Source organism: Xenorhabdus hominickii (assembly GCF_002632725.1).
Lineage (GTDB): Bacteria > Pseudomonadota > Gammaproteobacteria > Enterobacterales > Enterobacteriaceae > Xenorhabdus > Xenorhabdus hominickii.
Genome location: NZ_NJAI01000011.1, coordinates 1 through 15,236 on the forward strand (window position 1 = coordinate 1; position 15,236 = coordinate 15,236).

A 15,236-nucleotide genomic window follows, 5' to 3' on the forward strand; every position below is an offset into this window, starting at 1 on the left:
AAATCCCGGTGAAGTGGTGGTGTATAACCAGTGGGGACTGCATATCCTGCTGACCGAATCGGGGATCACCGTCGAGGCACAGGGGCAACCGGTCACGGTCAATAACGCATCTGAAGCGACCGTTAATGCATCAACAAAGGTGTTGCTGAATACGCCGGTATTAGAGGTCAAGGGCGATGTTATTGATAACTGTAACAGCAACAAAACTACCATGAAACAGCTCCGTGATACCTATAACGAACATACTCATCCGGTGCCGGGCGTGAGGTCAGGGGATTCGACCGTGACCAGCCAAACGACAGGAGCGACGGTACCTCAGCGTGGGATGTCAAAAATATCCATGCCGATTGGCTGGTTGGCCACGGTGATTTAGTCACCGGTAACGACCTGCAAACCGCGATTATTATCAGTTTGTTTACTGACCGGCAGGCGCGGGCGGATGATGACATTGACGGCACTGATCGCCGGGGATGGTGGGGCGATAACGGCGCTGATTATCCGATAGGTTCCCGTTTATGGTTGCTGCATCGACAGAAGCTCACCACTGCCGTCGCACTGGCGGCGGAGGATTACGCGCGTGAGGCGCTGCAATAGATGTTGGATGATGGTGTTGCGGAGTCCATCGATATTCGGACTCAGATTGTCTGGCCAAATCGTCTGAATATGATAATTCGTTACCAGCGTCCCGGCCGTGATGATGAGGGCGTTCGGTTTTTCTGGGTATGGGAGAGGGACAATGCCGTTTAAACGAAAAACGCTGACGGAACTCCGGGAGCAAAACCGCAGTTATTTGCAGTCAGAATTACAGGAAACAGGTCCATTATTACGGTTTTCCAATATGGGGGTATTGGCCGATATGGATGCGGGGATGGCACATCTGCATTATGGCTATTTGAATTATATCGCGAAACAAACCACGCCATTCACTGCAACCGATGAATGGTTGTCAGGTTGGGCCGCATTGAAAAAGATATTCCAAAAACCGGCGACGGCAGCACGTTGTGAGGACTATCAATTTACCGGGGCGGACGGGCTGATTATTCCTGCCGGTACGATACTCAACCGGGGCGATGGTTACCAGTATAAAACGGTCAATGAAACCCGGATTCATCATGGGCAGGGACAGGCTGTTCTCATCGCGCTATTGCCCGATGTTACCGACGATAATTCAGGCGGGGGTGCGGCGGGTAATGCGCCTGCCGGTACGGTCTTAATGCTGGACCAGAGTAGGGCCGGGGTGGATGTTGAGGGCACGGCAATTTCACCGATAGCGGGCGGCGCAAATATCGAGAGTGAGGCCGATTTTCGTTCCAGAATGCTGTTGGCCTATCAGGGATCACCTCAAGGGGGGTCGGATGATGACTATAAACAGTGGGCACTCGCCGTCCCCGGGGTTACCCGTGTCTGGGTCAAACCCCGAGCAGCAGGGGCGGGCACGGTGGGCGTGTATATTATGTGTGACAATAATGGGCGTGACGGTTTCCCCATGGGTACCGACGGTGTCTCATCACATGAACCCTATGCTGTTCATGCCTCCGGGGATCAGTTGCGTGTTGCTGATTATATTTACCCGTTACGGCCGGTGACAGCACTAATCTGGGTATTGTCGCCGATAAAACGACCCGTTGATTTCACGATTAACGGCCTCGCTCAGGTGGGCACTGACATCACCAACCGCATCGCCACCGCGATTGATACGGTGTTGTTTGAGAGCGGAAACCCGGACGGAACGGGGAAAATATTGATATCCGATCTGCAGTATGCGATTGCGGATGTGCCGGGCACGGCCGGTTTTGTTATCACGTCACCGACAAAAAATATGGAGTTGTCTGTCGGGCATTTGCCTGTGCGGGGTGAGGTCAAATACACATGAAACAATACAGCGTCAGTGAATACACCTCAGCACTCAACGGATTACTGCCAACGGGTATGGCCTGGACGCGAAATCTCCATTCAGTGATGAGTGCCACCATGAGGGCTATCGCGCACAGTTATCACCGCAGTGATCAGGATGCGCATTTGTTGCTGGAGGGCAGTTTCCCGGCAACCGCCACCATTATGTTATCAGAATGGGAAAAATCACTGGGATTACCTGATGAGTGTGCCATGGGGGAAATTGACAGTATTTCATTACGGCAAAAATCGGTGGTATCTAAATTATTACGAACAGGGGGCCAGTCAAAGTCCTATTTTATCAGTTTGGCGACTGAACTCGGGTTTAAAATTACCATTACGGAATTCAGGCAGGCCAGAGCGGGTCTGTCTGTGTGTGGTGATGCCCTGAACGGGGAGGACTGGCCCTTTGTCTGGCGGATTAATTCCCCGACAGCCACCATTAATTACGCGGTGGCGGGCGGAAGTTATTGTGGTGACCCGTTGCGGTCATGGGGAAATAAAAAACTGGAATGCCCATTTCAGAAAATCAGTCCGTCTCACACTATTCTGCAATTCGGTTATAACCCGTAATCAGTCATTAATTTTAATTTTATTATCACTTTCATTGAGTGAGGATTATTTATGCAAAAAATCGGTGATATTACAAATACCGCTGATGGCAATGGTGAGTATACAAACGGCAATGTCGCTGCGGGTGTAACACCAACACTATTAGATGCTGCGTGGTTTAATACAATCCAGCGAGAAATGATAAACGTAATATCCAAAGCGGGGATCGAGTTAAATAAAAATAATGATGCTCAATTATCAGAGGCAATATCTCAATTAATAGCCAAGAGTAAAATGACCCTGACAGATAGTTTAGGGAAATCGAGTGAATTAGCTGCCAGTCAAAAATTAACTAATCAGGTTAATGACAACGCCAACGCCCGATTAGCAAAGAACCAGAACGGGGCGGATATCGAGAATAAACAGCGTTTTGTTTACAATCTGGGGCTGACCGATACGGTAGACCTTGCCGTCAGTGCCATACCGAAATCCGCCATTACTCAACACTCCGGGATATCTCAGGATGAGGTGATGAGTCAGTATATTACTTCACAATTAATAAGTGAACGTATCAGGAAAGTGGATGCTGAATTATTAGCTGTGCCTATCGGGGGCATCTTGATGTGGTGCAGTCCGGTGTCCTATCCCGATAATTTCCTGTCAATGGCAGGGGGATGGATTGACCGCGAAAAATACCCTGAATTACTCAAACACTACCCGTCCGGACGATTACCCGACTGGCGGGGTTACGTGCCTCGTGGCTGGGATAATGATCGCGGGGTAGATTCGGGCAGTGGCAGGCAATTAGGCTCGTTTCAGGAAGATGCTATCCGGGATATCACCGGAGTGATTAGGACCGGCAGCCGTAAAACAGATGGGATTTACGACAATACCACCGGGGCGTTTTCAACGAGCGGCACGGGCGGCAAAATTGCGGTTTATGGTGAATCAGACCGTCCCAATGCCTATACCTATGAGGACAGGGAATTTCGGGCATCGCATGTCGTCCCGACCGCAACTGAAAACCGCATGAAAAACGTGGCCGTGATATTTTTAATCAGGGGGAGATAATGAACCAACCCACAATACCCCCCGTACAATTTGATGAAAAGGGTTTTGCCTTGTCTTATGGCTGGGCGCAGGTTTACCGTGCCAACACGGTAACCCGGGAATACGTCGGTGCAAGAGTGGAGCGTACGTCGGAAGGACTCAGTTTGTCTGCGGGGGCATATCTGGATGAACCGACTTTACCTCCGTTACCGGATATGACAATTTTCCGAACCGTTGACGATAAATCCTGGGAATATGTCCCTGATTACTGCGGTAAAATGGCGTATCGCACCCAAACCCGTCAACCGGTAGAAATCACTGAAATTGGTGACATAGCCGTCGGACTCACCTTTTTAGCCCCACAGACCCCGTTCGATAACTGGGACGGTAAACAGTGGGTAACCGATGTTCAGAAAGTACAGCAGTTACGGGTTCAGGATGCCGAACAACAAAAACGGCAATTCCTGTGGACAGCCAGAGAGAAAATTGATATCTGGCAGGACGCGGTTGATTTAGGTATCGCTACCGATGCCGAGAAAGCCGCTTTGCTTGCATGGAAGAAATACCGGGTGCTGCTCAACCGGGTGGATTGCACTACTGCACCGGATATCGCATGGCCGGAACAGCCGAAGTGATAATAGGGGCTGAGTGCCCCTGATTTTATTTCGCTGGGGTTATGTCAGTTAATGCATAAGCATAAACTTTCCCTTTAACCACCCCTTTGGGAGCTTCTGGAAAATTCGCCATATTTGATAGGTTATGGATCGTTGCATAACCTGACGCAAAAGCATTTAAAATGATCCCTTGGGCAAAAGGCCCTATTGATATGTAGATATCATAGTTATCACCGGATGTATTGATAGTTGCCAAATCAGTAGGTGCACTGCTATTGATTGTGTACATCACCGCATTGATTCCGTGAGGATAGTTATTCCCTGTTCTTAAGACTATATTGGCGATAGTGCATTGCTCAAAATGACCAACATTGTATCCAGAACCACCAATTAGATTAATATTAATGGTGCTTGGAGAGGCCATCGTCACCTCAGCAATTTTTACCCAAGCTGCTTTTTGAACCGTTAGGTCATAGATATATTGCTTACCTTGAATGGAATTTTTTGCCAATTCTACGGTTTTCTCTAAACCAAGATTGCTTACAAACGTATCCTTATCAGAAATATCCGCTCCATTTTGATTTTTAGCTAACCTACTTTCGGCGTTAGTATTTGCATTGACAGCATTCTGATTTGCGGTGATTGCCAATGCTTTAACTTCGCTGATATTAGAATCAGTCTCTGTTTTAGTGTAGGCTCCAACATCCCCCGCACTAAGGCTAATATCAGCAGACAGTGCCTTGCCATTAACTTTACGTCCGACTGGAACGCGGGCATTGGCATTATTGTTCGCGGCATTCGCCAAATCATGTGCAGCCTTCACTGCTTTTGGTGTTGCCGCCATAGTTTCGCTATCACTACCGACATCATTACTCAGGACAACAAATCCTTTATCTTGCAATGTTGCATCTGGATGGTTGCGGCTCTGGGCATGTTCTTCTATCGCGCTTTTAACATATTCACGAGTTGGCACAACTACAACGTTGTCTTCTAATGCTTTTGATTCAGGTTTTTTATCTTGCATATTTATTCCCTCAGTTCATCAACAATACAGATTGCTAAGATTGCTAAATAACATGAAGGCGGTGGGATACTGCTCCGCCAGTGAACATCAATAAAATCGGTTCATCAATATTGGAGAGTACGGCTTGATTAACTGTAATGGGTGAGTGGCATATTTTGATGGCAGGATGACATAAAATGACAGGTGGGGAATTAATAAAATCTATTCCTCTACTGATAAAATTTAGCATGATAAAAGCGAGATTTCCTGTATTTAACCTCTTAGTTTTCTTAATTTCTGGCTTTATGTATAAAATTAATAAAATCAATATGTTATATAAATGGAATTTGAAGGCTCGTTAAGGTGGTAATTCATGGAGAAGCGTTAAAAAAATAGAGAGCTAAAAACAGGAGGGAAGTTTCTTTTTCCAGTAATACACTGAAAGTAAGTTAATTTATTATTTTTGCCCAGTACCTTTAATATGACAGCTTAGATTCAAGCCCTCCCTGTAGTGATCCCCACATGTTAAAGGGCAGAAAGCAGCCCTTTGATGATTATCTTTCCTTTTTATTCTCACCTTGAAACCGCTCCCAATTTTTCTTATCTAATAAGTATAAAATCAATTTTTATGTACCACATTATGTACGCTTTTAGCGTGTACATGGTTGCGTACATATATTTTATTTTATATGAAAAATTAAATGTAATTCATTGTTTTTATTTATTTATTATTTTTTGTCATGAGTATTACATTTAATGCCAATTGTCGCACGAAATTATGCTTTGCAAATAAACGATTATTAGTTTTTGGTATATAGAACCAAGAATTTTAATAAATGTAGTGATTTATACAAACTGAAGTATCGTTTACATTGAAAGGTCATTTTGTTTCTCTGACAATATGTTTTCTTACGCAATGATGACAATTCATTAATACTATTTTCATGATGTTACTATTTTTCATTTTATTGATAGGTTTTACTGATGGTAGTAATAAACGCAATCTAATCGTTAAATAGATTTCAACAAGTAATAATCGGCAATATCTCATCTTCAAAGAAGGAAACATTATGCATATTGGTGTACCAAAAGAGCGCCTTCTCAATGAAGCTCGCGTTGCTGCCACTCCATCAACCGTGGAGCAATTGTGTAAATTAGGATTCCACATCACAGTTGAGACAGAAGCAGGGCAACTTGCCAGCTTTGGCGATGTTGCTTATCAAAAAGCAGGAGCTGATATTGTAGAGCATCATCAAGTTTGGCAAGCAGATATCATTCTTAAAGTTAATGCCCCTAAAGACAATGAAATAGCCTTGATGAAAGAAGGTGCTACGCTAGTTAGTTTTATCTGGCCAGCGCAAAACCCAGAATTACTGGCAAAGTTGTCAGAGCGTAAGATAACGGTTATGGCAATGGATTCAGTACCACGAATTTCCCGTGCCCAATCTCTCGATGCGCTCAGTTCTATGGCAAACATTGCAGGCTACCGAGCCATTATTGAAGCAGCCCATGAATTCGGACGTTTTTTCACAGGACAAATTACAGCCGCAGGTAAAGTACCACCAGCTAAGGTCATGATCATCGGAGCAGGGGTTGCAGGGTTAGCAGCGATTGGGGCTGCGGGTAGCCTTGGTGCCATTGTCCGTGCTTTTGATACACGCCCAGAAGTGAAAGAACAAGTGCAAAGTATGGGGGCCGAATTTCTGGAATTAAATTTCAAAGAAGATGCTGGTAGTGGTGATGGTTATGCAAAAGTGATGTCGGAAGCTTTTATCAAAGCAGAGATGGAATTGTTTGCTGCACAAGCAAAAGAAGTCGATATTATCGTCACAACTGCATTGATTCCAGGTAAACCTGCGCCATGCCTTATCACTAAAGAAATGGTTGATACCATGAAGTCGGGTAGCGTAATTGTTGACCTGGCTGCCCAAAATGGGGGTAATTGCGAATACACCGAGGCCGATAAACTTGTTGTGACACCAAATGGAGTCAAAGTTATCGGTTACACCGATTTGCCTAGCCGACTACCTACTCAATCATCGCAACTCTATGGAACAAATCTGGTCAATTTTCTGAAATTACTATGTAAAGAGAAAAATGGTGAAATCACCATTAATTTTGATGATGTCGTTGTACGTGGTGTCACTGTTATTAAAAACGGAGAAATTACATGGCCCGCGCCACCAATCCAGGTTTCTGCTCAACCGATAGCTAAACCTGAATCGGAGAAAAAAGACAATAAGCCAGCAGAAAAATCGCAATCTCCGTGGCTGAAATATGGGTTATTCGCATTAGCAATAATTCTATATGGCTGTCTAGCGCGTGTCGCTCCGAAAGAGTTTTTATCCCATTTTACCGTCTTTGTTCTGTCTTGTGTTGTAGGTTACTACGTTGTTTGGAATGTTACTCATTCATTGCATACACCACTTATGTCTGTCACCAACGCTATTTCCGGGATTATTATCGTTGGCGCAGTATTACAACTTGGTGAAGGAGGATGGGTGAGTTTCTTCTCATTCATTGCAGTATTAATTGCCAGCATCAATATCTTTGGTGGCTTTACTGTCACACATCGAATGCTGAAAATGTTTCGTAAAGGATAAGGGGTAGCTTATGTCGAACGGAATGGTTACAGCTGCATATATTGTTGCCGCTATTTTCTTCATTTTCAGCCTTGCTGGACTTTCCCGCCATGAAAGCTCCAAACGGGGTAATATTTTTGGTATCGTAGGTATGGCAATTGCGTTGATTGCCACAATTCTGGGACCTGATGCCGGTAACGTTGGCTGGATTATTTTGGCAATGGTCATCGGCGCTGTTATTGGTATTCGTCTTGCTAAAAAAGTGGAAATGACGGAGATGCCGGAGCTGGTCGCTATATTGCATAGTTTTGTTGGCTTAGCGGCGGTCTTGGTGGGTTTCAATAGCTTTATCAGCCATGACATTTTCGTCAATATTATTATGCATCATATTTATCTGACAGAAGTTTTCCTCGGGATATTCATTGGTGCTGTGACATTTACAGGTTCTGCTGTGGCATTTGGTAAATTGCGAGGGATACTCTCCTCCAAACCATTGATGTTGCCACATCGCCATAAACTCAATCTGGTTGCTTTAATTGTTTCCTTTGTTCTGATGGTCACCTTTATAAAAGCAGAAAGTACTGGTTTACAAATTTTCACTTTGCTAGCAATGACAATCATTGCACTTGCTTTTGGCTGGCACTTAGTTGCATCTATTGGTGGTGCGGATATGCCAGTGGTTATTTCCATGCTGAACTCATATTCAGGTTGGGCGGCAGCGGCAGCAGGCTTCATGCTGGACAATGACTTACTGATTGTTACTGGTGCTTTAGTGGGCTCTTCAGGTGCAATTCTTTCTTACATCATGTGCAAAGCGATGAACCGTTCTTTCATTAGCGTAATCGCTGGCGGTTTTGGTACAGATGGTTCTTCAGTAACTGATGAACAAGAGATGGGAGAATACCGTGAAACAACAGCAGAAGACGTTGCTGAACTGCTAAAAAACTCAACTTCAGTGATTATTACTCCTGGATATGGCATGGCCGTCGCCCAAGCACAATATCCGGTTCATGACATCACGGCAAAATTACGCGAGAAGGGGATTAATGTTCGTTTTGGTATCCATCCGGTTGCGGGACGTTTGCCTGGTCACATGAACGTTTTACTTGCTGAAGCTAAAGTTCCTTATGACATTGTCTTGGAAATGGATGAGATTAATGATGACTTTGCTGAAACAGACACAGTTTTGGTTATCGGAGCTAATGACACAGTTAACCCTGCAGCTCAGGACGATCCTTCCAGTCCGATTGCAGGAATGCCAGTTTTGGAAGTCTGGAAAGCACAAAATGTCATAGTGTTTAAACGTTCTATGAATACAGGATATGCCGGAGTACAAAATCCAGTCTTCTTTAAAGAGAATACACAGATGTTATTTGGTGATGCTAAAGCGAGTGTTGAAGCAATTCTTCGGGCTTTATAGCAGCCATAAAACAGACTTTATATCAAGAGCTTCGTGTTAAAACATGGAGCTCTTTTTTACTTCCTCTCAAATCTAACAAACTACCAAACATGAATAAGCCGTTGACAAGTTGGCTGAATATTATAATCAGCTATTAAATATCAGCCTATTTAGTCAGAGAAAGAAAATATTTGTCAATTTTATGAGTTAGATCCTAATAGGATAGTCTCTAACTCATTATAAATAATGAATAAGTTAGGCCTCATAGATGAGAGCAATGTTATGAAATATTATTTTTTGTTATTTAAATACGGTGTAAATATTACTAATGTATTCTTAATTAAGAACTTTCAAAACTAACCAATTATCCCATAAGCCATTTCTCAAATATTTATTGCTCCCTCAAGTCTGACATGTTTTATCCGGTTAATGGGGTTCTATTGTCCAGTATTTTATTAAATTAAAGGGAAATAAGTATGCTTGCTGATTCTCTGACAGAAAATCATTCTTCCGATTGTTGTGTGCATGAGTTTTTTGAGAGACAGGTGTTGAAAACACCAGATTCTGTCGCTGTTCGATTTGGGGAGCAATTACTGTCTTATCGGGAGTTAAACCGTAGGGCAAATAGATTAGCACATCACATTCATCGTTATCATCATGATGGCGATAAAATTTCTTCAGTAGGGATCTGCTTAGAACGTAGTATTGATACCGTTGTTGCGGTTATTGGTGTATTGAAAGCAGGGGTCACTTACGTACCGATTGATCTCAGCTATCCTACCGAACGTCAAGCTTATATTCTGAACGATTCCAATGTGTCGGTGGTTATTTCTCGTGATGATATAATTTCCTCACTTCCAGAGACAATTACCTGTATTGATTTAGCTCACCATGATTTTTCCTCTAGGAATGAAAATGACAATAACGATAGTGAGGCAGAAAATCTAAGTGTTAATTGCTCCCCCCAAGATCTCGCTTATCTTATTTATACCTCGGGTTCGACAGGAAAACCCAAAGGCGTACAAATGCCTCATCAGGCTTTAGTAAATTTGCTGGTTTGGCAGCTCCAAAATCAAGGCGATTATTCTGGTAAAAGAACTTTGCAGCTTTCGCCACTCAGTTTTGACATTTCGTTTCAAGAAATCTTTTCCACCTTATCCTGTGGTGGCGAATTGATACTAATCTCCAACCACCTACGGCTGGATCAATTGGCGTTGATATCCTTTATTGCAGAGCAACGGATTGAACGAATATTTCTGCCCTATGTCGCACTGAATGGTTTAGCAATGGCCGCTATTGCACAGAAATGTTACCCGGAAAACCTTATTGATGTGATCACCGCGGGGGAGCAATTAGTGATTACAACCGCTATCAGGCAGTTTTTCAATATATTACCCCATTGCCGATTGCATAACCATTATGGCCCATCAGAAGCACATGTTGTGACAGCTTATACCTTGGAAGGAAAAGCGGAAAATTGGCCTGTGTTGCCTACCATCGGTTCGCCAATCCATAATGTTGAAATCCATTTATTGGATGCCAATAATCGTGCCATTACGGATAACACACCGGGAGAACTTTGCATTGCAGGGCGACAATTGGCGCATGGCTATCATCAACGTCCTGAAGAAACGGCTGCCAAATTTGTCTATCTTGCCGTGAATGGAAATTCCCCCACACGAATGTACCGTACTGGTGATTTAGCAAGATGGCGGGAAGATGGATTGTTGGAACTTTTTGGCCGGATGGATTTTCAGGTCAAAATCCGTGGATACCGCGTTGAACCAGGAGAAGTTGAAGCTTTGTTGATGCAACATCCCGCAGTGCGTGATGCGGTAGTACTGGCGCAAGGTGAGAGTTCTGAAGACAAGCGTTTGGTTAGTTTTGTCATTGCCTCGGAACAAGCTTCCCTGCACCATTCTCAGAGCAGCATCAAAGAGAGCATTCAGCAGTTTATGAAAATTGTGGCTCCCGACTACATGCGGCCCGCAGCCATTGTCATCGTCGATAGCTTCCCTTTATCTGCCAGTGGAAAACTTGACCGCAAAGTCTTTCCGGTTATTTCCATAGGAAAACTCAGACAGCAGGATTTCGCCCCAGCGAAAGAGGGAGCTGAACAGGTGCTAGCTGAAGTGTGGCGTGAATTATTAGGTATTAAAACCATCAGCAGAAATTCCCATTTCTTTAATCTGGGTGGTCATTCATTACTAATCATAAAAATGGCGTTAGCTTTACGTCGTCGTGGATTCACGGCGGATGCACACATTCTGTACCAGAATCCAGTATTGTCTGAATTGGCAATGCAATTGCAAGTTTGTGAGCCAACGGAGAAAGACTCAGACATAGTGGAAAAAGTCCTGTTACGGGATGACAAATCTGTTCCGTCCTCATTTGACTTAAGCAAGCATTGGGGAGAAGGGGCTGTTGCGGAAGTTCGTCGGATATTACCAGAGAATTTGTGTAATCAGATCCGGCAACAATCTAGAATACACGGAGTCACGGCTGCCGCTTTATTTCACTTGTCTTGGGCAAAAGTGATCGCTTGCCTGACAGGATGTAATGACGTTGTATTTAGCACCGTGTTACTGGGGCGTAGGTTGATGTGTGAGGATGTCGAAAAAGCAATGGGGCAGTTTATCAAAATATTGCCACTTCAATTGCACTTGGATAGCCAGTCTGTGCTTACCTGTCTCTGGAATGCGCAAGGCAGCCTGATGAAATTGGTGGAGTACGAGTGGGCATCATTATTGGATCAACAATTAGAATCGGCGCGACAATCAATACAAGCATCGGGAACAACATCATTATTTAACTCATTACTGAATTACTACCATAGTGAACTATACAACACTATTCCGGCACATCCTTTTCAGGCAGAAAATCCTGTCCCTGCGAATGAAATCAATTATGCTGGAATTACGGAGCGGACACACTATCCGATTTACATTAGCATTGATGATCTTGCGGAAGATTTTGTGATTAATGTGCAAATTGCACAGGAGATGCGAGGGATTGAACCTGTATTAATTTGTGACATGTTCTTAATGATATTACAGGAAATGGTAACTGCGCTGGAAATTTCGCCAGAGAAAAAAATAGGGCACATTTATTGTAGTAATTTAGCTCCTATCTGATGTTTTTATTTGGAGTATCCGAAAAAATTAATCACCCTGGGAAAACTCGAATAATTCGGTTTTCCCAGAAGTGTTATTACGACTTATCCCAATAGACTCTTAGTCTTTTTTATCGGAATAAGGGCGTACGTATTTCATAATGCACTCAAGTTTTTCACAGGTTTCCTGCCATTCTCTTTCTGGTTTTGAATCTCTGACCAGCCCCGCACCAGCCTGAAGCCAACTACGTCCTTTATGTTGATAGAAAGAACGTAATACCAGCGCGGCATCCAGTTTGCCTGAGCTATCCAACAACATGACACAACCACTGTAAAGCCGGCGCGGTTCACCTTCATAACGAGAGATGGCTTCCAATGAAAGCTTTTTCGGTATCCCTGAAGCGGTAACTGCCGGAAATAGGGCAATGAAAGCATCCCAACGATTTTTGTCCGTTTGCAGCAATCCTTTTACTCGTGATGCCAAATGTTGTACCGAACCACGTTCACGAATAGCCATAAATTCTGATACGCAAAGCGTGTCTGCCTGACAAATCGGGGCCAGTTCTTCTAATGCGAGTTTGGCAGATACAGCGTGCTCAGCGATTTCTTTCGGATCAGAAAGTAAATCAGCCCGCAACTGTTGATCCTGCTCCTTGTCATGTGTCAATGCTCTGGTGCCTGCCAATGGTTGGCTATTAACCCAACCGAAACCATCTGCCTCAACTACGGTTTCAGGGCTGAAACCGTAAGCAGAAAATTCTTCATCTCGTAAGAAGAAAGAGCGGGCTGGGGTGTTAGCCTGACGGCCTAGCCAGTAACTGTGTGTTATATCAACATTTGAACCAAGTTCAACCTTGCGTGACAGGATCACTTTTTGATAGTGGCCTGCGGTAATATCCTTGACTGCACTTGCAACACTGTTTTGATAATTATTTCTAGCGTTTGTTGTATTGATAATTTCCAGCTCTTTTGTATATGGGAAAGCCGGTGTGCCTGCTTGCTCAGCTAGCCTGACTTTTTCTCTCAATATTGGGATTTGGTCTTCTTCCAGCGTCCGTATCAGAACTTGTCCTTGAGTTATGCGTAATTCATGCTGTGGAACAGTGATTTTTATTAATGCTTCATTTTGCTGTTCTAATGATGGATCTAATGGTATCCCGTATGTCATATGGGAAAACTCAAATAGTGTTCTGCCATAAGCACGCCAGTCTTTAATAGGAATCGTGTTGAGTACCTGCTCAAGTTTCTGGCTTAATGTATTGATATCGTATGGATAATGATTTCCTTTTGAATCAATCAATTGTCCAGATGCATCTGCGCTTATGGTGGCTGCACAGCCTATCCCTAATGACCATTCCCCTTTGATTTCATAGAGTGTACAAGGTTGTACATCATTGTCTGCGAGCAAGTGGGTGACCAGATCTAATGGAGTGCTGGTAATAGCGATAGTGTGTTCATGATATTGTTGCATTGGGCTTCCGTGTTCTGTTTGTGCCATCTGTACTAACTGACGTTTGTCGATTTTTCCTACTGTGGTTAATGGCCAATACGCCACAAACAACCATTGATCAGGGATTTTATGACGCTGAACGCCTTTCTGATGTAAAAATGTCTGTATCTGTGTGGGTTCCGGTTGGTTGCTACTTTTTGATATGCAAGCACAAATTCGTTCACCCAAGAGTTCATCAGGAACAGCGATGACAACTGCATCATCAATATCTGGATGTTGCAGCAGTAATGTTTCAACTTCTTGTGTCGAGATTTTTTCGCCACTGCGGTTGATCTGCTCTTTGATTCGTCCCTCAACGATTAGGTTACCTTCTGGTCTCATACGAACCAGATCGCCTGTACGGTAGAAACCATCAATGGTGAAAGCGACAGTATTATGTTGCTCTGCCCGGTAATACCCTGCGATGGTATAGGGGCCTCGTGTAATCAGTTCGCCTACCTCACCGGATGCAACAGGTTGCAGATTGGCATCAACAATTTTGATCTCATCTTCTTCTGATAATGGGCGCCCCTGGGTGTTAATAATGACCTCATAGGGATCGTCCAGTCGGGTATAGCAAAGCAATCCTTCCGCTGTGCCAAATACCTGTTGCAAAGGCCCAAGGCGTGTCATGACCTGTTTTGCCAGTTCCGGTGTGAGCCTGCCTCCACCGACTTGTAAACAGCGCAGGGATGAAAGGTCGCTCTGTTCCCAATCACGGGCCTGCTCCCAGAGTCGGGCAAGTGCCGGGACTAACGCTACATGTGTCACCTTGTGCTGTTCTATCAATGGCATGGCTTCATCACAACTGGCGGTATCACTTAGGAGTACGCATCCTCCCTGAGAAAGTGTGCCCAGAATTCCGGGGCTGCCTAAGGTGAAATTATGTGCAACAGGCAGTACCGCTAAATAAACACTTTCGGTATTAACTGAGCACAGGCGAGCTGAGAGTACAAAATCATAAGTATAGGCATCGTGAGTGCGTGGAATTAATTTCGGTGTACCTGTCGTTCCACCGGAAAGCAGGAGTACGGCAATATCGCCGTAACATGGGCCAGAGACATCAAGCGGTTCACCATCAATGGAGGATAAAGCAATAAATTCCTCCGCTTCCCCATCAACGATAACATGCTGCATATCAGGGCAAGATGCCGCTACTTCCCGTGCCATTTCCCGATAATCAAAACCGTGAATACAATCAGGGATAATATATGCCACTGGGTGGGCAATCTGGCAAAGTGCATGAACATCATGTGCCCGTTGTGTCGGCATTAGTAACACTGGATGAGCGCCTAGCCTGAATAGGGCAAAACAGGTAACAACAAAAGAGATCCGGTTAGGTAATTGCACCATAACGTTGTCACCACGACGGATCCCCCGCTGGAATAATCCACTTGCCAGCCTTTCCGCAGCTTGATGGAGTTCACGGTAAGTTAATTGTTGCTCTTGATAAATCAGCGCTGTTTTATCACCCCAGATACTCGACCATCCTGCAAGCTGTTGGTCTATTGTTTCGCCATTCCAATGATAGTCTGGCGTCAT

General features: G+C 44.3%; 9 protein-coding genes and 2 pseudogenes. 9 read left to right on the forward strand and 2 right to left on the reverse strand.

Translation table 11 applies throughout. From position 1 onward, the window contains the following. The 6 genes and pseudogenes from Xhom_RS22990 to Xhom_RS41210 all read left to right on the forward strand — a co-directional run. Nucleotides 1-373, forward strand: a pseudogene (locus tag Xhom_RS22990) (hypothetical protein); the annotation flags it as partial. Then, nucleotides 337-747, forward strand: a pseudogene (locus tag Xhom_RS22995) (phage GP46 family protein). The pseudogenes Xhom_RS22990 and Xhom_RS22995, both read left to right, overlap by 37 nt. Continuing rightward, on the forward strand, nucleotides 737-1,873 hold the full coding sequence (locus Xhom_RS23000) for a baseplate J/gp47 family protein (protein ID WP_069315697.1): 1,137 nt from the start codon (nucleotides 737-739) through the stop codon (nucleotides 1,871-1,873). The pseudogene Xhom_RS22995 and the gene Xhom_RS23000 overlap by 11 nt, the downstream one beginning before the upstream one ends. Further along, on the forward strand, nucleotides 1,870-2,466 hold the full coding sequence (locus tag Xhom_RS23005) for a YmfQ family protein (RefSeq protein ID WP_069315698.1): 597 nt from the start codon (nucleotides 1,870-1,872) through the stop codon (nucleotides 2,464-2,466). The genes Xhom_RS23000 and Xhom_RS23005 overlap by 4 nt, the downstream gene beginning before the upstream one ends. Nucleotides 2,467-2,517: 51 nt before the next feature. After that, nucleotides 2,518-3,516 carry a hypothetical protein gene (locus Xhom_RS23010; protein WP_084023023.1) on the forward strand — a complete coding sequence of 333 codons (999 nt, stop codon included), beginning with the start codon at nucleotides 2,518-2,520 and terminating at the stop codon, nucleotides 3,514-3,516. After that, nucleotides 3,516-4,130 (forward strand): tail fiber assembly protein, encoded by a 615-nt coding sequence (locus Xhom_RS41210; RefSeq protein ID WP_069315699.1) that lies wholly within the window; start codon nucleotides 3,516-3,518, stop codon nucleotides 4,128-4,130. Before Xhom_RS23010 ends, Xhom_RS41210 begins: the two co-directional genes overlap by 1 nt. Before the next feature lie 25 nt (nucleotides 4,131-4,155). On the opposite strand, the gene Xhom_RS23020 is transcribed toward Xhom_RS41210, so the two are convergent. Then, nucleotides 4,156-5,133: a tail fiber protein gene (locus Xhom_RS23020; RefSeq protein WP_069315700.1), complete on the reverse strand. Its 978-nt coding sequence runs from the start codon at nucleotides 5,131-5,133 to the stop codon at nucleotides 4,156-4,158. A gap of 1,049 nt (nucleotides 5,134-6,182) precedes the next feature. On the opposite strand from Xhom_RS23020, the gene pntA reads away from it, so the two are divergent. The 3 genes from pntA to Xhom_RS23035 all read left to right on the forward strand — a co-directional run bounded on the left by pntA (nucleotide 6,183) and on the right by Xhom_RS23035 (nucleotide 12,227). After that, nucleotides 6,183-7,715: a Re/Si-specific NAD(P)(+) transhydrogenase subunit alpha gene (gene pntA, locus Xhom_RS23025; protein ID WP_069315701.1), complete on the forward strand. Its 1,533-nt coding sequence runs from the start codon at nucleotides 6,183-6,185 to the stop codon at nucleotides 7,713-7,715. Between the two features lie 10 nt (nucleotides 7,716-7,725). Continuing rightward, on the forward strand, nucleotides 7,726-9,114 hold the full coding sequence (gene pntB, locus Xhom_RS23030) for a Re/Si-specific NAD(P)(+) transhydrogenase subunit beta (protein WP_069315702.1): 1,389 nt from the start codon (nucleotides 7,726-7,728) through the stop codon (nucleotides 9,112-9,114). Between the two features lie 455 nt (nucleotides 9,115-9,569). Continuing rightward, on the forward strand, nucleotides 9,570-12,227 hold the full coding sequence (locus Xhom_RS23035) for a non-ribosomal peptide synthetase (protein WP_069315703.1): 2,658 nt from the start codon (nucleotides 9,570-9,572) through the stop codon (nucleotides 12,225-12,227). Nucleotides 12,228-12,326: 99 nt separating this feature from the next. On the opposite strand, the gene Xhom_RS44130 is transcribed toward Xhom_RS23035, so the two are convergent. Further along, a complete protein-coding gene (locus tag Xhom_RS44130) occupies nucleotides 12,327-15,236 on the reverse strand; it encodes a salicylate synthase (protein ID WP_335673759.1) in 2,910 nt (969 codons plus the stop codon).

Bases quoted from the DNA above. Each gene is read 5' to 3' on its own strand.
- Xhom_RS23000 (WP_069315697.1), top strand. From the start codon at position 737: ATGCCGTTTAAACGAAAAACGCTGACGGAACTCCGGGAGCAAAACCGC.
- Xhom_RS23005 (WP_069315698.1), top strand. From the start codon at position 1,870: ATGAAACAATACAGCGTCAGTGAATACACCTCAGCACTCAACGGATTA.
- Xhom_RS23010 (WP_084023023.1), top strand. From the start codon at position 2,518: ATGCAAAAAATCGGTGATATTACAAATACCGCTGATGGCAATGGTGAG.
- Xhom_RS41210 (WP_069315699.1), top strand. From the start codon at position 3,516: ATGAACCAACCCACAATACCCCCCGTACAATTTGATGAAAAGGGTTTT.
- Xhom_RS23020 (WP_069315700.1), bottom strand. From the start codon at position 5,133: ATGCAAGATAAAAAACCTGAATCAAAAGCATTAGAAGACAACGTTGTA.
- pntA (WP_069315701.1), top strand. From the start codon at position 6,183: ATGCATATTGGTGTACCAAAAGAGCGCCTTCTCAATGAAGCTCGCGTT.
- pntB (WP_069315702.1), top strand. From the start codon at position 7,726: ATGTCGAACGGAATGGTTACAGCTGCATATATTGTTGCCGCTATTTTC.
- Xhom_RS23035 (WP_069315703.1), top strand. From the start codon at position 9,570: ATGCTTGCTGATTCTCTGACAGAAAATCATTCTTCCGATTGTTGTGTG.
- Xhom_RS44130 (WP_335673759.1), bottom strand. From the start codon at position 15,236: ATGACGCCAGACTATCATTGGAATGGCGAAACAATAGACCAACAGCTT.